The 17630-nt window shown below is 64.4% G+C and carries 19 protein-coding genes; 12 read left to right on the forward strand and 7 right to left on the reverse strand.

Annotated features, from left to right (window positions below):
* Positions 1-231: 231 nt before the first annotated feature.
* Complete coding sequence (locus SALLO_RS0107670; RefSeq protein ID WP_022835729.1) at positions 232-531, reverse strand: isoamylase early set domain-containing protein; 300 nt, start codon at positions 529-531, stop codon at positions 232-234.
* 346 nt (positions 532-877) lie between these two features.
* On the opposite strand from SALLO_RS0107670, the gene SALLO_RS16000 reads away from it, so the two are divergent.
* The 5 genes from SALLO_RS16000 (at position 878) to SALLO_RS0107695 (ending at position 5111) form a co-directional block, all read left to right on the forward strand.
* Positions 878-1780 carry a Rossmann-like and DUF2520 domain-containing protein gene (locus tag SALLO_RS16000; RefSeq protein ID WP_022835730.1) on the forward strand — a complete coding sequence of 301 codons (903 nt, stop codon included), beginning with the start codon at positions 878-880 and terminating at the stop codon, positions 1778-1780.
* A gap of 174 nt (positions 1781-1954) precedes the next feature.
* Positions 1955-2551 carry a hypothetical protein gene (locus tag SALLO_RS16005; RefSeq protein ID WP_157621335.1) on the forward strand — a complete coding sequence of 199 codons (597 nt, stop codon included), beginning with the start codon at positions 1955-1957 and terminating at the stop codon, positions 2549-2551.
* Positions 2552-2664: 113 nt separating this feature from the next.
* Positions 2665-4191 carry a lysine--tRNA ligase gene (gene lysS, locus SALLO_RS0107685; protein ID WP_022835732.1) on the forward strand — a complete coding sequence of 509 codons (1527 nt, stop codon included), beginning with the start codon at positions 2665-2667 and terminating at the stop codon, positions 4189-4191.
* Entirely contained in the window at positions 4188-4751 is a 564-nt protein-coding gene (locus SALLO_RS0107690) for an NUDIX hydrolase (protein ID WP_022835733.1), read from the forward strand. Before lysS ends, SALLO_RS0107690 begins: the two co-directional genes overlap by 4 nt.
* 54 nt (positions 4752-4805) lie before the next feature.
* Entirely contained in the window at positions 4806-5111 is a 306-nt protein-coding gene (locus tag SALLO_RS0107695; RefSeq protein ID WP_028567028.1) for a putative quinol monooxygenase, read from the forward strand.
* A 3-nt stretch (positions 5112-5114) separates the two neighbouring features.
* Here the strand turns inward: SALLO_RS0107695 and SALLO_RS0107700 are convergent, their stop codons facing one another.
* Positions 5115-5444: a YhbY family RNA-binding protein gene (locus SALLO_RS0107700; RefSeq protein ID WP_022835734.1), complete on the reverse strand. Its 330-nt coding sequence runs from the start codon at positions 5442-5444 to the stop codon at positions 5115-5117.
* 186 nt (positions 5445-5630) lie between these two features.
* On the opposite strand from SALLO_RS0107700, the gene SALLO_RS17780 reads away from it, so the two are divergent.
* Entirely contained in the window at positions 5631-6134 is a 504-nt protein-coding gene (locus SALLO_RS17780; RefSeq protein WP_022835735.1) for a BP74-related protein, read from the forward strand.
* 4 nt (positions 6135-6138) lie between these two features.
* On the opposite strand, the gene SALLO_RS16015 is transcribed toward SALLO_RS17780, so the two are convergent.
* Positions 6139-6438 (reverse strand): hypothetical protein, encoded by a 300-nt coding sequence (locus SALLO_RS16015; RefSeq protein WP_022835736.1) that lies wholly within the window; start codon positions 6436-6438, stop codon positions 6139-6141.
* Positions 6439-6488: 50 nt separating this feature from the next.
* Between SALLO_RS16015 and SALLO_RS0107715 the strand changes: the two genes are divergently transcribed.
* The 3 genes from SALLO_RS0107715 to SALLO_RS0107725 all read left to right on the forward strand — a co-directional run bounded on the left by SALLO_RS0107715 (position 6489) and on the right by SALLO_RS0107725 (position 10548).
* Positions 6489-7481 (forward strand): D-alanine--D-alanine ligase family protein, encoded by a 993-nt coding sequence (locus SALLO_RS0107715; RefSeq protein ID WP_022835737.1) that lies wholly within the window; start codon positions 6489-6491, stop codon positions 7479-7481.
* Between the two features lie 1024 nt (positions 7482-8505).
* Positions 8506-9687, forward strand: a complete 1182-nt coding sequence (locus SALLO_RS0107720) for an acyl-CoA dehydrogenase family protein (protein ID WP_022835738.1) — start codon at positions 8506-8508, stop codon at positions 9685-9687.
* A gap of 33 nt (positions 9688-9720) precedes the next feature.
* Positions 9721-10548: an alpha/beta fold hydrolase gene (locus tag SALLO_RS0107725; RefSeq protein ID WP_022835739.1), complete on the forward strand. Its 828-nt coding sequence runs from the start codon at positions 9721-9723 to the stop codon at positions 10546-10548.
* Positions 10549-10559: 11 nt separating this feature from the next.
* On the opposite strand, the gene SALLO_RS0107730 is transcribed toward SALLO_RS0107725, so the two are convergent.
* The 3 genes from SALLO_RS0107730 to SALLO_RS0107740 all read right to left on the reverse strand — a co-directional run bounded on the left by SALLO_RS0107730 (position 10560) and on the right by SALLO_RS0107740 (position 13333).
* Positions 10560-11555, reverse strand: coding sequence for a ribose-phosphate diphosphokinase (locus SALLO_RS0107730; RefSeq protein ID WP_022835740.1), 996 nt, complete (start codon positions 11553-11555; stop codon positions 10560-10562).
* A gap of 54 nt (positions 11556-11609) precedes the next feature.
* Entirely contained in the window at positions 11610-12869 is a 1260-nt protein-coding gene (gene fabF, locus SALLO_RS0107735) for a beta-ketoacyl-ACP synthase II (protein WP_022835741.1), read from the reverse strand.
* A gap of 161 nt (positions 12870-13030) precedes the next feature.
* On the reverse strand, positions 13031-13333 hold the full coding sequence (locus tag SALLO_RS0107740) for a PAS domain-containing protein (RefSeq protein ID WP_228702794.1): 303 nt from the start codon (positions 13331-13333) through the stop codon (positions 13031-13033).
* A 394-nt stretch (positions 13334-13727) separates the two neighbouring features.
* Between SALLO_RS0107740 and SALLO_RS0107745 the strand changes: the two genes are divergently transcribed.
* From SALLO_RS0107745 to SALLO_RS16025, 3 genes are all read left to right on the forward strand, one after another.
* Positions 13728-14216, forward strand: coding sequence for a peptidylprolyl isomerase (locus SALLO_RS0107745; protein ID WP_028567030.1), 489 nt, complete (start codon positions 13728-13730; stop codon positions 14214-14216).
* Between the two features lie 195 nt (positions 14217-14411).
* Positions 14412-15002, forward strand: coding sequence for a DUF3124 domain-containing protein (locus tag SALLO_RS16020; RefSeq protein WP_084696322.1), 591 nt, complete (start codon positions 14412-14414; stop codon positions 15000-15002).
* 5 nt (positions 15003-15007) lie between these two features.
* The gene (locus SALLO_RS16025; RefSeq protein ID WP_022835744.1) at positions 15008-17059 is read left to right on the forward strand and encodes a monovalent cation:proton antiporter family protein; all 2052 of its coding nucleotides are present in this window, start codon (positions 15008-15010) and stop codon (positions 17057-17059) included.
* Here the strand turns inward: SALLO_RS16025 and folE are convergent.
* The gene (gene folE / locus SALLO_RS0107760; protein WP_267283242.1) at positions 17044-17577 is read right to left on the reverse strand and encodes a GTP cyclohydrolase I FolE; all 534 of its coding nucleotides are present in this window, start codon (positions 17575-17577) and stop codon (positions 17044-17046) included. The two genes, SALLO_RS16025 and folE, sit on opposite strands and share 16 nt — an antisense overlap.
* Between the last annotated feature and the right edge of the window lie 53 nt (positions 17578-17630).

Below are 17630 nucleotides of genomic sequence, written 5' to 3' on the forward strand. Positions count from 1 at the left end.
GAAATGCCCCTTCATTATTAATTAACAGGCGTTGCGGGCCTTCTTTTTCGATGGTAGCCGCTGATAGAGCCCGATCTCTGCATTCCTCATGAAAGCTACATATACTTAAAAATTTTTTGCAACTGAGCACCTGTCTCATAAAAAATGACCACAGAGCGAAAAACTCTGTGGCCCTCGATCCGACGCCATCTTTGGGGTCCCTACAGCATGGTCTGTGGAGGCAACGCCTGGCTACAGGTCGACCACGCTGTTCTTTCCAAAGTATGGATTCGGAACGTACCGATCGGCGTCTGCTTCATTCTGCCATGTGCTGCCATCGACGCGGTACCGGAATTCGATGGTCGTCCCCGGCGTAAACGACACGCCCGCCTTCCACACGTCGCGCGACTTGACGTATGTCATGGGCTCGCCCTCTTCGGACCAGTCGTTGAACGACCCAACCACGGCTGCTTCTTCTTCTACCGCGTCGCCGGGCAGTTCAAAAAACACGCGGACGACGCGTCCGGTGGGACTCACTCGTTTCTTAATCATAGATGCTCGTGCCTTATGGTATGATACGTACGTCTTGACGTTAGGCTGTGCTTGAAAACCCCTCGCGGACTGCGCCCGGTTGGGCAGGCGCTGCTGCTACGTTGTGCTGCATCGCTGTAGGCCCGCTACCCCTGCTTCGAACGCCGTGCAGCTACGGCTTCCACCACGGGCTCGCGCTCACGTTGATTTTTCAAACACAGCCTAGGGACTTCTCCACGACTATCCTGAACATGACGCGGCGCAGTGTGGGTGTCAACCGCACACCCATGGGAAAGCGCTTGCATGCACGACATCTTAACATTTTGACGCGCACATCGCTCTTTCATGACCACATGCGCTCCTGATTATGCCGTTTAATCCGCAGCCTCTTCCCCTTACAATCGTCGGTGCTGGCGCGGTGGGCACGGCGCTCGCGCAGCAGTGGACCCGCCAGGGGGGATCGATCGCTGGATTGATCAGCCGGCGGCGGGCCTCTGTGGAGGCAGCTGCGCAACGGCTGTCCCCTCCGCCCGCCCACACCGGCACCACCCTAAACGCCCTACCGGGCGCTACGCGCATCGTGGCCCTCGCGGTGCCCGACGATGCCATCGCATCGGTTGCCGAGGATCTGGCCGCGGTAGATCACCCATGGCACGAAACGCTTGCGTTCCACCTTTCGGGCCTTCATCCGGCCGCGCGCCTCGCGCCCCTAGCCGCGCGGGGCGCGGCAACGGTGAGCGTGCACCCCCTGCAGACCATTCCTGCCGGCGCGCCGCCCACGGTGTTTGAGGGCGCGGTTGCAGCTGTGGAGGGGCCTGCGGCCGCCAAGGGGCATGCCCTTGCGCGCTGGCTTGGCCTCCGCCCGGTGGCCATTGCATCAAGCGAAAAGGCCGCCTACCACGCCGCTGCCGCGCTGGCGGCCAACGGACTCGTCGCCCTCGCATCTGTTGCGCAGCGCGTCTTAGAGCACGCGGGCGTCGGGCCCGAGGATGCGCGCGCCATGCTGGGGCCGCTGCTTGAAGCCACAGCGGCAAACGTGCACGCCCAGGGGCCGGCCCGTGCCCTCACCGGCCCCGTCGCCCGCGGCGATGTGCGCACCGTTGCCGCTCACCTGAACGCCCTTCCCGAGGATGCACGCCGCCTCTACACGCAGCTAGCGCGCGAGATGCTGCGCCTCACGCCCCATGCCTCGCAACAGCCGGCCCTCCAAACGCTCTTAGATGACAACATACCTCCACGAATGTCACCAGATCGTGACGAACAGCCTTGACAATGAAAAAGCCGTTCGCGTACTTGAGCGCTGCATACGCACGATCCCTAATGGATCTTCGGCTTTTTGCCTTCGTACGACGGCCCCTTGAGCGAGCATGCGCCGTACGTTACGGCTCGTAAGGGCCGTTTGGCATCCATGCCCCGCGATTTTTTCCTAATAGCTGCATACTGTATGAGCAACGATGCTCGTAGCGCGTACATCCCCCGTCGCGCGTCCGCAGCACCGGGCCTCTCCCCCAAAGAGCGTCTTGCTGCCACCCAACCGCTGTCGTCCGGCCACGCTGTGACGGCCGATGACCTGTCCGCTGACATGAAAGTGATTGAACGTTTGGTGGACCGCGTGGCCGACAGCGGCTCCGCGTTCCAGTCGGTTGTTGTGGCCGCCGTGCAGCTGCTCGAAACGGTTGTGTGCCAGCAACGAGCGGCCGTGCAGGCGGCGCTCTCGCTGGGCCAGCGCCAAAAGCTGCAGCGCATGACCGATACCACCGTGGCGGCGATCGAAACGCTGCGCAATGCCCTGCGCGATCAGGGCGGGCGTGCCATCTCCCTGTGCCCGCAACAGGTGGTCGAAACGGCGGCCGATCAGCCGTGGTGGTTTGCGCTGTCTGAAGCCCTCGACACCTTAGAGGAGGGCGTGCAGCGGATGACCGTGCTTGCCTCGGCGCAGCCGCCCGACAGCGACGCGCGCGCCCTCAGTCAGGCGGTGGCCGATCTCATGCGCATGCATCATGATGCGCTGCTGATCGAAGCCGAGCAGTGGATCGGGTAAGCCCCGCCCAATTTCGGAAAAGGTTCAACGCACAACGCCATCACCTTGCCGTTGTGCGTTTTACATTGTAGGTAGCCTCGTACGTCTGTTTCCCCTGGTAATTCTCCGCCCCCATGTCGGCTGTAGAGCGCACCGAACAAGAAGAACGCCGCCGCGACGAACGTCAGGCGCTGGAAGCGCGTGGCATCAACCCGTACCCGTACACCTGGCCGGTAGACCACCGGGCGGCAGATCTGCTTGCGACGTTTGATGACGACACCCACGACCCGGACGAGGGCACGCCGCTCACGGCATCCATTGCCGGGCGCATCACCGGCATTCGCGTTATGGGCGGCTCGGCTTTCTTCGATCTGCAGGACGAAAGCGGCACCCTCCAGGTGTACATCCGCAAAAACGACCTGCCGGAGGACTTCTACGATGAGGTCTTCACCGAACTGCTGGACATCGGCGACATCGTAGGCGTACAGGGGCACCTGTTTCGCACCCGCATGGGCGAGGTTACCCTGCGCGCCAGCGGCGACTTCCAGCTGCTCTCCAAGGCGCTGCGCCCCTTGCCGGTTGTCAAGGAGAAAGATGGCGAGACGTACAACGAAGTTACCGACAAGGACTTCCGCTACCGGCAGCGCTACGTGGACCTCACGGTAAACCCCGAGGTGCGCACGGTCTTTCGGCAACGGGCGGAAATTATCCGCACCATGCGCCGCGTACTGGACGATGATGGCTTTTTGGAGGTCGAGACGCCGGTCCTGCAGCCCCTTTACGGCGGCGCCACGGCCCGCCCGTTCACCACGCATCACAACGCGCTGGACATGGAGCTGTACCTCCGCATTGCGGATGAGCTGTACCTGAAGCGCTTGCTGGTGGGCGGCTTCCACGGCGTGTACGAGATCAGCAAAGACTTCCGGAACGAGGGCCTCAGCCGCTTTCACAATCCGGAGTTTACGATGATGGAGTGCTACGCGGCGTACAAGGACTACCGCTGGATGATGGATTTCACCGAGCGGATGATTCGCACCGTCGCCACGACGCTCCACGACGAACCGACGATCGCCTTTGAGGGCGAATCCATCGACCTCTCCGGCCCCTGGCGCCGCGTGCCGTTCTTCGATGCGATTCACGAGGCCACCGGCCACGACCTGTACGGCGCGGCCCGCGACCGCGTGTACGACGTTGCCAAGCACGAGCTGTCGCTCGACGTCACGGCTGAGATGTCCCTCGCGAAGCTCCTCGACGAAATCTTTAGCGAAACCGTGGAGCCGTCGCTCGTCGATCCCACGTTTGTGACCGACTACCCCGTGGAGCTGAGTCCGCTGGCGAAGAAGCACCGCAGCAAAGACGGCTTGGTGGAACGGTTTGAACTCATCATCGCCGGCCGCGAAATTGCCAACGCCTTCAGCGAACTGAACGACCCCGACGATCAGCGCGCGCGCTTCGAGGCGCAGGCCGCCCAGCGCGCCGCGGGCGACGACGAGGCATCGCCCATCGACGAGGATTACCTGCGCGCCCTGGAGTACGGCATGCCGCCCGCCGCCGGCCTGGGCATCGGCGTGGATCGCCTCACGATGCTCATGACGGGGCAAGATTCCATCCGCGACGTCATTCTCTTTCCGCTCCTGCGCCCCGAAGGCGACACCGCATGAAACCGTGGACGCTCGTGCGGCGCGTTCGCGAGGGCGCCTTCCGCATCTTCGACGTGTACCGGCAGTGGATGCAGTCGCCCGCCAGCGGCGCCACGCACGATTTTTACGTGCTCGACGCCCCCGATTGGGTGAACGTCATTCCGCTTACGCCCAACGACGAGGTCGTGTGCGTTCGGCAGTTTCGGGCGGGCACCGGCGCGGTAACCCTGGAAGTGCCCGGCGGCATGATCGACGCGTCGGACGCCAGCCCGGTGGCTGCGGCCCAGCGCGAGCTGCGTGAGGAGACGGGCTACGATGCGGCGTCGTTTGAAAACCTGGGCGCGATTGCTCCCAACCCTGCGCTGCAGTCCAATCGCTGCTACAGCGTGGTCGCCCGCGGCGCCCACCCGGTGCAGGCGCAGGCCCTCGACGGGGCCGAGGAGATCGACGTGGTGCGCGTGCCGCTCTGCGACATTCCGCGGCGCATCCAAAGCGGTGCCATCAGCCACGCGCTGGTGGTGGTTGCGTTCTATCTGCTGGAGCATCAGGACGCCGCCATGCCGCCTGCTGCGGATCGGTAGCCCGCGCCCGGCGTGTGAGCGGTGTTGCCGCTCCTCTCCTTAATGCCCGCCCCCATGATTGTCCGCATCGTTCGCCTGACGTTCCGCCCCGATGCTGTGGACGCGTTCCTGTCGCACTTCGATGCGGCGGCGCCCAAGATTCGCGCCACGGACGGCTGCCAGCACCTCGACCTGTGGCGGGCGACGCGGTATCCGAACATCTGCACGACCCACAGCCGGTGGGCGAGCCGCGTGGCGCTCGATGCGTATCGCCACAGCGACCTGTTTCGCTCCACCTGGGCCCAAGTAAAGCCGCTGTTTGCCGCCCCGCCGCAGGCCACCAGCTACACCGTGGCCCGCGCACATCCCACCGACGCCTGACGCTCACGCGCCATCGGTGCCACGAGCGGGCAACTGAATCTCGGGGTCTTCAGGATCGGGCCGGTACAGCGTGGCCGTCCATCCCATGGTGTGCACCACGTAGCAATCGTCCAAGCGGTCGGCAATCTCGTGGGCCACGTCTTGCGGCTGCCGGTCGGCGGTGTCGTGAATGCGTATCTTGAGCAATTCGCGCGTGTTGAAGGCCTCGTTGATGGCCGCAATCACGGCGTCGGTCAGCCCCTCTTTGCCGATGCGCACGTGCGGATCCGCGCCATGCGCCAACGATCGGAGGTGCGCGCGCTGCCGAGAGGATAGGCGTTCAGGAAGCTTCATTACGGATGGTCGATTCGAAGGTAAGAGCAACGGTTGGGGCGCTGGGCTTCGCACAGCAGCGCTGCAGGGCGGTTACGGGCGCGGAACGTGCTCGCAATGCCCGTGTGCATCTGTGCATGCATCTGTGCAGCAACCGGAGCGCATTAAACGCGCCCCGTCACCCATGTGATCTACGCGAGTGGTCTTATGCATGATTTTATCACCGGGCGCAAGCCGCCGGGCCCAACGTACGCCCCACGGCGCACGCGATCGTTACCCGCCCTCTTGCTTGTCCTGCTTACGCTTTTCGGTACAGCGGCATGCGACACAAACAGCTTGGGCGGTCGGCCGCCCAGCGCACCGGACGGCGCCCACGGATTTGTCTTTGCGACCACCGGAGGCGAGCGCATGGCGGCCTACACCACCGATCCGGCCCTCATTCGCGCGGCCCGCGCATCACTGCAGCGCCCCCGCGCCGACCGGCGGTTGTTTATCAACGGCCGCATTACCCGCGGCACCAAGGGCAACCTGCAGTGGAGCTGGCACTTCGTCCCGGATGCGTGGTCGCTAACCGAAGTCTCTACAGAGGTTTGTGATGGACGCCCGCGTATGGTGGAGGCCAACCGTGCCTACTGGATCGATACCGTCGGCCGCTTTTGCCCGTGGGGTGCCCGGGTCGTTGCTGAGTGGCCGCCGGTGGCTGATAGCTGATCAACTATAACGGCGCGCCATCGCCTTCTGGGCCTTCCACGACCTCCTCAACGACCTCTTCGGCTTCCTCAGGCAGCGGCTCTTCGGCCATCACCGGGGGATGCTCCGGACGCCCCTCGCCGCGCTGCTCCAGAATGACGAGCGCCGCCCACTGCGGAGCCGATTCGCGCCCCGCGCCGCCCATCGGCGTGGTATCGACCACCCGCCACCCGTGCCGCAACGACGCATTCAAGGATTCAAGACCGGCCGTGGTCCCGTCTGCTGCCGTGCGCACAATCAGCGCCTTTTGCCTCGTATCTGCCATACCGCTTTCGCCTCATTCATGAACCAGACGCCTTCGTGCAACGCGCCTCGATGGATATTGGACTGATATACGACACGTTTGATGCGTACCCGTGGTCCGCGGACGACCCGCCGGACGCCGATGCCGAGTTTGAGCCGGAGGCGACCGTCGATGCACTCGCGGCCGCTGTTGAGCACCTGGGACACACGCCCGTTCGCGTGGGCACGGCCCGCATGCTGCAGCAGAAGCTGTGCGACGGCCTTGCGCTGGATGCCGCCATCAACATCACAGAGAGCGCGGGCAGTCGGAATCGCGAAGCGTATGCCCCCATTCTCCTGGAGATGGCCGGCATCCCGTGCGTGGGCTCCGATGCGCTCACCCTCTCCCTGACGCTCGACAAGGCCTGGACCAAAACCATTGTAGCGGATGCTGGCGTCCCTACGCCGCCGCATGCGGTCGTCAGCGCGCCCGAGGCCCTCGACGCGACACCCCTTCCGCCGTTTCCCCTGTTTGTAAAGCCGCGCTACGAGGGCTCCTCGAAGGGGATTACGCCCGACAGCGTTGTGCACACGCCCGACGCCCTGCACGCCGCCGTGGCCCGCGTAACCCGCACCTATCGCCAGGATGCGCTGGTGGAAGCATTCGTGCCGGGCGGTGAGTTTACCGTCGCCGTGGTGGGGCACGATCCGCCCGAGGCGCTGCCGGTGCTGCAACGCGCCGTTGAACCCACCACACACATCGGATTGCATGCGCTGGAGCACCGCGGCGCGCCCGAAAAGGATTGGGATTACACGGTGGCCGATGCCCTCACCCCCGCGCTGGAGGATACGCTGCACCAGCACACGCGCAAGGCCTTCGCGGCTCTCGAATGCCACGACTTTGCCCGCGCCGATTTCCGCCTGGACGAACACGGACAGCCGTTCTTTCTGGAGATCAATCCGCTGCCCACGTTTGCCCCCGACGGCACGTTTGCCATCATTGCCGAGCTGATGGGCACCGCGTACCCTGCGCTGCTTGGCGACGTGTTTGGCCGCGCGCTTCGGCGCCTCGGATGCAGCGCGTAGCCATCCGCGCACCACCCGTGCATGGCAATCACACGAGCAATCGCGAATCTGCCCTGTGCGATTCAACGGCAGTCCCTGCTCCTAGGGCATGTCGACGTCATTTTCGCAAATCAGTCCTGAACGGCGTTAACACGAATAAGCACGATTGATGCAACGGCCCTGCATATCTTGGAAGGGTGCGTATCCTTCCATACATGGAGATCGCACCACGGGCATGACCTCCGGCCCCATCATAGATATGACCTTCGGCCCCACCAGTGGTATGACCTTCGGCCCCCGCGTCGCTCGCATGCGCACCAGTGGCATGACCAAGACCCCTCACTCCTCGCGATGACAAGGAGTGTATTGCTTTTTTTGTGCGTTGCGCGTGCAGTCGGTCAAATCCATTGGAAGAGCCATCTGAACCATCAACGTACCGTTTCTTCATTTTACCCCTTTTGTCATTGCGAGCGAACGCAGTGAGCGTGGCAATCTCCGCAATGGGGCGCTCCTGCCCATACATGGAGATCGCCACGTCACTCCCTACGGTCGTTCCTCGCGATGACAAGGAGGGTACTGCTTTTTTGTGCGTTGGGCGTGCAGTTGGTCAAACCCGCCGGAACAGCCATCTGAACCATTCACGTATCGTTTCCGCATCTCACTCCTCTTGTCATTGCGGGCGAACGAAGTGAGCATGGGAACCGAAGATCATGCCTGTGGCGAGGTCGCAAGGTCATGCCTGTGATGGGGCCTTTAGGTCATGCTGGAAGGGTAACCTTCACAAACGAGCAAAAACCTACCGCATAGTGCAATCAGCGAAACGTACTGACGAGCCATTGCATGAGTCATCGTGCATCTGCCCTGTGTGCTTCAAAGGCGGCCCCTGCTTCGGCATGTCGTCATCACTTCGCAAACCTCTCTTGCGCGGCGTCAGCGCGAACCGGCACGATTGATGCGGTTGCCTTGGTTGCCCGGGCCCCGCTTGCGATCATCGCCGCGCGGTTGCTATGTTGTAACGCTTTGTTAACGCCCAATCGCTCTGCTTATGCCTGCTGTCGAAGCGCTTCCGCTAGATGCCCTCCAAACCTTTCTGCACGATCACGTCGAGCCGCTGGAAGATGCGTTGCGCACGGACGGGTGGCCGGCCGTGGCAGATGACCTGGCGGCGGTGCAGCGCGCCGTTAAAGCACGCGGCTGGTGGTGCCCCCAACTGCCGGAGGCCGAAGGCGGTATGGGCCTTTCGCTGGAAGACTTTGCGCGTGTCAGCGAAGTGCTCGGCCGTTCGCCGCTGGGCCATGTGGCCTTCAACTGTCAAGCGCCCGATGCGGGCAACATGGAGCTCCTCGCGGCGCACGCTACCCCCGCGCAACGGGAGCGATTCCTCGATCCGCTGGTGGGCGGCCGCCTCCGCAGTTGCTTTGCCATGACCGAGCCCGAACACGCGGGCTCGAACCCCAAGCACCTGAGCACCACCGCTACGCCCACCGATGACGGCTACCGCCTACGGGGCCACAAGTGGTTTACGACCGGCGCGCACGGAGCCGCCTTTGCCATCGTCATGGCCGTCACGCACCCCGATGCCGACGACCCCTACGCGTGGGCCAGCATGCTGCTGGTGCCCATGGACGCCAACGGCGTCGAGCACGTGCAGCGCCTCCCAATTATGGGCGAGCGCGGGGCGGGCTGGCTGAGCCACTCCGAGCTGCGCTTCCACGACGTCGTCGTGCCGCCTGCTCACGTGCTAGGACCGCCGGGCCGGGGCTTTGCGCTGGCACAAGAGCGCCTGGGCCCCGGCCGCATCCACCATTGCATGCGGTGGATTGGCATCTGCGAACGCGCTTTTGCGATGATGTGCGAGCGAGCGGCCACGCGGGTGGTGCGCGACGGCGAAACGCTCAGTCAGCAGCAGAGCTTCCAGCATGCCGTGGCCGAGTGCCGCGCCTCCATCGATGCTGCGCGGCTCTTGGTGCTCAACGCCGCCCAAACCATCGCGCGCGACGGGGCCCGCGCGGCCCGCACCGATATTTCCACCATCAAGTTTTTTGTGGCCGATGTTTTGCATCGTGTACTCGACGAAGCCATTCAGGCGCACGGTGCCTACGGCCTCACCGACGACACCTTGCTGAGCTTTTGGTACCGCCACGAACGCGGCGCCTCCATCTACGACGGCCCAAGCGAGGTGCACAAGAACGTGGTGGCCCGGCGCATTTTGCGCACATACGAATGACCTCCACCGATTTCTCATAACTCCCTCTTTGCTATGCCCCACGTTACCGTTAACGACTGCGACTACTTTTACACCACAGCGGGCGACGGCCCGGAAACCATCTTTTTCGCCCATGGCTTTTTGATGACGCACCGCATGTGGGCGCATCAGATGGAGGCCTTTGCCGACGACTACCGCTGCATCGCCATCGACTGGCGCGGGCAGGGGCAATCGGAAGTGACCGAGGACGGCTACAGCGTGCCGGAGCTGGCCGATGACACCGTGGCCCTGTTCGATGCGCTCGCCATCGATCGCTGCCACTACGTGGGCCTCTCGATGGGCGGCTTTGTGGGCTTTCACCTGCTCGTCGATCATGCCGACCGGCTACACAGCGCGGCCCTTCTGGAAACCCAGGCCGGATCGGAAGAAACCATGCGGCGCATTCAGTATCAGGCCATGCTGCGGCTCGTTAAAACCGTGGGCTATGGCCCTGTCATCGACCGCGTGATGCCGATCTTGTTCGGGGAGACGTTCTGCGCCGAGCAGCCCGAAGCGCTGGAGGAATGGAAGGACATCGTGCGCGCCAACGACCGGCAAGGGGTCTATCGTGCAGGGCAGGGCATTTTTACCCGGGAGAATTTACTCCCCCGGTTGGACGAGGTCACCACGCCTACGCTTATTGTGGTGGGGGAAGAGGACGTGGCCACGCCGCCCGCTAAAGCCGAGCAAGCCCATGCCGCGATTCCAACGAGCGAGCTGGTGCGTCTGCCGAAGGCCGGACACTCGAGCGCCATTGAGCGCCCCGAAGCCGTCACCGAGACGCTGCGCACATTCATTGGCGCTCACGCGGCGGTGGATGCGTCCGACGAGGCGACCGCTTAAGGCTGACGCCCTTAGCCCCGGACCCGAAGCAACTTCGTCACCGAGCCGCCGGTATGGATGGCCCGGATGGCATCGGCAAAGAGCGGGGCGGCATCGCACACCGTTAGCAGATCGCGGGCCGCGGTGTCCTGCAGGCGAAACGGCGGAATCGTGTTGGTCGTCCAGAGGGCGGCGATGGGTGCGGCCTGCAACGTCGCCGCCGCGGCGCCCACAAAGAGCCCGTGCGTGATGACCAAAATCACGCGTGCGGCGCCGGCCTCGGCCGCCGATTGAGCCGCCTGCGCGATCGTCCCGCCCGTGCTAATCAGGTCGTCGAGCACCAGCACCGTCGCCCCCGCCACGTCGCCCACCAGCGTGCCTCCACTGACGCCCTCTTCGCGGCGGATTTTTTCCACAAACGCGGTTTGGATGTCACGGCCCAGCGCCGCGCGGAGGCCTTCCGCAAAGCGCGCCGCACGCTTCACGCCCCCCTCGTCGGGCGACAGCACCACCAGGCGTTCCTCGTCGCTTAACGTGTGGGCGGCGTGCTGCACAAACAGCGGGCGCGCCTCCAGGTGATCGGTGCCCACGCGAAAGGCATTTTGAAAGGCCGCCAGATTGTGTACGTCCATGGTCACCACACGATCGGCCCCCACGGCTTCCAGCATGGCCGCAATGTAGCGCGTGGATACCGGATCGCGGGGACGCGTCTTGCGATCTTTGCGGGCGTAGCACAGGTATGGGATGAGCACGGTGATGCGCCGCGCGTCGGCATCTTCAAGCGCTCCAATAAACAGAAGGAGGCGCGTTAGCTTCTCGCTGATGCTGTACCGCGGCCCGCCGTGTAGCGACTGCACCACAAAGACGTCGCGGCCGCGCACGTTGACCAGCGACCGCAGCAGGTGCTCGCCATCGGTAAACGTTTGCTCCTCGTGGTCGTCGAGCGACCGGTTCATGGCCGCCGCGACGCGCGCGCCAAAATCGTGGGTTTCGGAAAGAGCGAAGAGGCGCAGGTCGGGGGCAGGCATTGCGCAGAATCGGGGCAGGCGGTAATCAGCATCAGACGGCGGGCGAGGCCCGTGCTACGGCGCCGGCGTAAACGCCAGCGTGGTGTTGTGTCCGCCAAAGCCAAAGGCGTTGGCCAGGGCGGCCCGTAGCGGACGCTCCTCGGCCGTGCCCAGCGTGTAGTTGAGCGTGCAGCCCTCCTCCACCGTCTCGGTGTTGATGGTGGGCGGCACAATGCCGTGATGCAGCGCGAGCACCGTGGCGATCGATTCGACGGCTCCCGCAGCACCCAGCAGATGGCCCGTCATGCTCTTGGTGGCCGAGCAGCTGATCTCGTGGGCGTGGTCGCCAAAGGCCTGCTCGATCGCCTTCGACTCGATGATGTCGCCCACCGGGGTGGATGTGGCGTGCATGTTGATGTGGTCGATGTCGGTGCGCGCGAGGCCCGCGTCGTCCACCGCGCCGTGCATGGCCAGCGTGGCGCCCCGGCCGTCGGGATCGGGCGCGGCGTAGTGGTGCGCGTCGTTCGACTTCCCAAAGCCCGCAACCTCCGCGTAGATGCGCGCCCCGCGGGCCTCAGCGTGCTCCAGGGTCTCCAAAATCAGAGCGCCGGCGCCTTCGGACGGCACGAACCCGTCGCGGTCCACATCGAACGGACGACTCGCCTCGGTGGGTGCGTCGTTGCGCGAGGAGAGCGCGCGCATCGAGCCAAAGCCGCCCACGCACAGCTCATTGATGGCTGCCTCGGTGCCGCCGGCGATCATAACATCGGCGTGGCCATGGCGCAGCAGCATCAGGCTATCGGCGACCGCGTCGTTACCCGTCGCGCACGCCGAGATGACGCAGTGGTTGGGCCCGCGCAGGGTGTGCTCCATGGCAATGAGGCCCGCCGCCATGTTGCTAATCATCATGGGCACAAAGAAGGGCGAGAGACGCCGCGGGCCGTGTTCGCGAAAGACTTCGGCCTGCTCCTGGAACAGATCGACGCCGCCAATGCCGGTGCCAAAGATAACGCCGATGCGATCGCGGGCGTCGGGGGAGAGCTCCTTGGGCTGCAACGCCGCATCGGCCAACGCATCGGCCGCCACCGCCAGCGCGTACTGACTGAACCGGTCGAGGCGGCGGGCCTGCTTCGCATCCACGTACGCCGTGGGATCGAAGTCGCGGATCTCGCCCGCAATCTGACAACGGAAGTCCGACGCGTCGAAGCGGGTGGTGGGCCCAATGCCGCTAGCGCCGGTGGTAAGCCCCTCCCAGAAGGCATCTACAGAATTGCCCAGCGGCGTAAGCGCCCCCAGGCCGGTGACAACAACACGAGAAGAAGTAGCGGAAGCCATAAAAGCAGGTCAGTTGCAAAGGAGAGCACAAACCGGGCGAGCACTGTTAGTGTAGCCAGCACCACCGTCAGGCGCAACCGATGCGACGGGCACGCACGTCAATTTCAAACCGTGCCCTCCGATGCGTTCCCTGCTGTACGTAAGCCATGGGGGCGCCGGCGTTACACCGGCTGCAGATTCACGGCGATGTGTGGCGGCTGGGCGTAAAGCTTGTTCGACGCCTGCGCCCGAAACCATCGCCACCGGCCGTTGCCCGTGCGCAACCGCAAGAACCACGACGCCTTTCGCTTGCGCTGCCGCACCATGTGGGCCATGTCCTGCATCACCTGATGCAAGTTGCGCCCGTGCACATGCGTGAAGAAGCACGGATTGAGCGCCTCCTCGTCGTCATATTCGAGCAGGCGCTGAGCGGTTGGGGTGGCATGCAGGATCGTGCCTGAGCGGTCGAGGTGTAGTTGCGGCACATGCGGCGGGAGATCATTATGAGGCTGGAAGCGCTTCCAGCCGGCCATAGCATCTGATACCGGAGCAGCGTGGTGATTCATGGGTACCGAAGCTTGTTCGTTGAACTGAAATGCTAGATTCGCAGCATCCGCTGCGGTGCGTTAATTGTGTCGTGCTGTCAACCAAACGGCGCAGCTGATACCGTCACGCATACAGGGTACATACGCCAAGGATCCGCCGCCGAGAACCTGTCGCTTTTCGGCGTGTCGCTTTCTGCAATTGCACCACCGGTACTTCTGACGCATGACGAGCGTCGGTTGGGGCCGTGCCCCCGATGCGCCCCCTGATGCGGGAAACACTGGGGAAGGGGACCGGTCGGATTGCTCCATCAACTGTTTGAAAATGTGTATCTTTATGGCCGACCATCAACAGTGGAACCAGCCGCCGGAGCAGTCCATCGATCCCGATGCGACGTACACCGCGACCCTTGAGACCGACAAAGGTACCATTACCGCGGAGCTGTATCCGGAGCACGCGCCGAAGACGGTCAACAATTTCGTATTCCTGGCCAACGAGGATTTTTACGACGGCACCACGTTTCACCGTGTCATCGACGGCTTTATGATTCAGGGCGGCGATCCTACCGGCACCGGCCGCGGCGGCCCGGGGTATCAGTTCGAAGACGAAGTGGACGACAACCCGCTCACGCACGAAACCGGCGCCCTCTCGATGGCCAACGCGGGCCCCAACACAAACGGCAGCCAGTTTTTCATCACGCATGCCCCGCAGCCGCACCTGGACGGCAAGCACACCGTATTTGGGAAAGTGACCGACGGGCAAGACGTGGTGGATGCCATTGAAGCCGACGACATCATCCAACGCGTTTCCATCGATACGGCATGACCGCGTGCCACCGGCCTGTCGTGTTGCCATACGACCGCGACGGCACACACGTCACGTAAAGCGTAGCCTCGTGGCCACGGTGCGGCTCGCTAGGGCGAGCTTCATCGTGGCGCGTGCGTTATTGGCCACACCGGGCCATCGCGCCTCCGTTGCCTTGTTCTGTTGCGTGCTTCTCCCTTGCCCGAGGCCTTGACCATGCGTCAACTGTTACGCTTTACGTTGTGGAGCATCCTGCTCGCTACGACACTCTCTGCCTGCAACATCCCGGCCGACCGGGCACCGGTGCAATCTGCCCCCCCAAGCACTTCCCCCGATACCGGGCATGGCGTTTCCGCTGCCCCCTGGCGCCCGCAGCGCGCGCTCCCGCCCACCCAGCAAGCCGTTGCCCAAACGGTGTACGTGCCCGCCTACTCGTACATCTACTTCAACCTGACCGACCGCCCGCAGGTCATTGACCTCGCGGTTACGCTGAGCGTGCGCAACACCAGCATCAACCGCCCCATCACCCTCACCTCGGTGACGTACCACGACTCGGAAGGCACCTGGGTGCGGCAGTACCTCGACGCCCCGCAGACGCTGGCACCCCTGGCCTCCACCGCGTTTGTCGTTGCCAAAGACGATCGCACGGGCGGCGCCGGAGCCAACTTCATTGTGGAGTGGGAGGCGGACGCGCCGGTTGCTCCGCCGGTTATTGAATCCGTTATGATTAGCACGCAGTCGGCGCTTGGCATCTCCTTTACCAGCCCCGGCCGCGTCATCCGAAGCGCGCCTCGCCCCACCCCGTAATGCCTATGCCTCCCCTTGTTGCCGCCGGCGTCACGCTTCCGTTCCTCGACGATGTGGTGCTCCTGCTCGTGCTGGGCATTGCCATTGCCTACGTGTGCGTGCGCTTTCACGTGATGCCCATCGTCGGCTTTCTGCTGACCGGCGTGGTGATTGGTCCAAGCGTGCTTGGCCTCGTAAACGACCCGGCCCTGGTGCAAAACCTGGCCGAGGTGGGCGTCATCCTGCTGCTTTTTACCATTGGGCTGGAGTTTAGCCTGGAAAAGCTGGCGCGCATCCGGCGGCTGGTGCTGGGCGCCGGGAGCCTGCAGGTGGGCGCAACGCTGCTCATCGTGGCGGGGGCCTGCCGGTGGTGGGGCGTGGGCTGGCCCGAGGCCCTGTTCACCGGCGGCCTCGTCGCCCTCTCCTCTACAGCCCTCGTCCTGGGCATCCTCGCGGCCCGCAAAGAGACCGAAACGGCGGCCGGACAGGGCGCGCTGGGCGTGCTCATCTTTCAAGACCTGGCCGTAGTGGCCTTCGTGCTGGTGGTGCCCCTGCTGGGCGGCGAGGGCGGCCACCCGCTGGACCTGGCGTGGGCGCTGGGCAAGGCCGCCGCACTCATCGCAAGCGTGCTGGTGGCGGCCCGCAGCGTAGTGCCGTGGCTCCTGGAGCGCGTCGCCCGCACGCGCAGCCACGAGCTGTTTCTGATGACGATCGTTGCGCTCTGCTTTGGCACCGCCTGGCTCAGCAGCCTGGCCGACGTGAGCCTTGCCCTGGGCGCGTTTTTGGCGGGCCTCGCCGTGAGCGAAAGTCCCTACAGCGCGCAGGCGCTCAGCGAAGTGGTCCCGCTGCAAATCCTATTCAACGCTGCGTTCTTCGTCTCCGTGGGCATGCTCATGGACGTGGGGTTCTTCTGGGCCCACCTGTGGATGGTGCTGGGCCTTGCAGCGCTCGTGGTTGTCCTGAAGGGACTTGTTACAGCGGCCAGCGTGCGCCTAACCGGCTACCCGACGCGCGCGGCCGTGGCCACCGGGTTGCTTCTGGCGCAGGTCGGTGAGTTTTCGTTTGTGCTCAACACCGCCGGCCGCGCTGTGGGCCTCCACCCGATGGGCCTGGGCACGAGCGGCGAACAGCTGTTCATTGCCACCACCGTCCTCCTGATGCTGTGCACGCCGCTGCTGGCCCAACGCGCCCCCCGTGCCGGTCAGCAGGTGGAAGATTGGCTGCAGCGCCTCGGCCTCACGCCGGGCGCCGATGCCGTGTCGCCGGCGCCGCCCCTGGAGGACCATGCGCTGATTGTGGGCTACGGACCCGCTGGGCGCCGCCTTGCCACCGTGCTACGCAGCACCGGCATCCCGCTCATCATCCTGGACCTCAACCCGCAGTCCATTGCCGATGCGACGGCCGATGGGTACACGGCGCTCTACGGCGATGCCAGCCGGGCGCACGTCCTCGAAGCGGCCCACGTGTCGCACGCCAAGTTGTGCGTCGTTGCCATCAACGACCGGCGGGCCGTCGGGCGCATCGTGGAAGCGGCCCGCGAGGCCAACCCAACGCTGCGCGTGATTGCGCGGACGCCGTATCTTGCCGATGTGGAGGCCCTGCACGCCGCCGGCGCCGAGGTTGTTGTGCCGGAAGAGATGGAAAGCACCGTGCGCCTATTTTCGGAAGTGCTGCGGGCGTATCAGATTCCGGCGCACGAGATTCAGGAGCATGTGCAGGAGGTGCGCGCCCATGATTATGCCCTGATGCGTGCCGGCGACGAAGCCGCACCTGCTATGCCGCTTCACCTCCACGGCCTGCACGAAGAGAACCTGCACACGCGCGTGGTGTGGGTGCGGCCCGGCAGCCGCGCCGCGGGCCATTCCCTGGCCGAGCTGTCGCTGCCCACAACCTACGGCCTCACCGTTTTGGCCGTGCGGCGCGACGACACGAACATTCCCACCCCCGACGGCCACTTTGTCCTCGCCCCCGACGACCGGCTCACGCTGGTTGGCCCCGCCGAAGCGTTCGCGCAGTGCGCCGACGTCTTCCGCGTTGCAGAAGAACGCTGGGAAAACCCGCGTCAGGACGAAGCCTGAACGAGCCGCATAAATTCAGTGCGCGTGCGGTGCTTCTCAAACTCGCCGCTCATGGAGCTCGTTGTCGTGCGTGAGCTCTGTTTCTCTACGCCGCGCATCATCATGCATAGGTGCTGCGCCTCGATAACCACCGCCGCGCCCAAGGGCTGCAGCACTTCATCAATCGCATCGCGGATTTGGAGCGTGAGGCGTTCTTGCACCTGCAGGCGACGCGCAAACACTTCCACCGTCCGCGGAATCTTGCTGAGCCCCACGATGTGTCCGTCGGGAATGTACGCCACGTGCGCCCGCCCAAAGAACGGCAGCATGTGGTGTTCGCACAGGGAGTAAAACTCGATGTCTTTTACCAAGATCATCTCGTCGTACGCCTCGGCGAAAAGCGCTTGCTGCAGAATGGCTTTCGGATCTTGGGCGTACCCTTGCGTCAGAAATTGGTAGGCTTTGGCCACGCGCTGCGGGGTGTCGAGCAGCCCCTCGCGCGACGGATCCTCGCCCAGGTCCGTGAGGATGTCGCGCATGCGGGCCGCCACCCGGTCGGTGGTTTCCGCATCGTAATGGTCGCGGCGGTCGT

It is taken from the genome of Salisaeta longa DSM 21114 (assembly GCF_000419585.1).
Lineage (GTDB): Bacteria > Bacteroidota > Rhodothermia > Rhodothermales > Salinibacteraceae > Salisaeta > Salisaeta longa.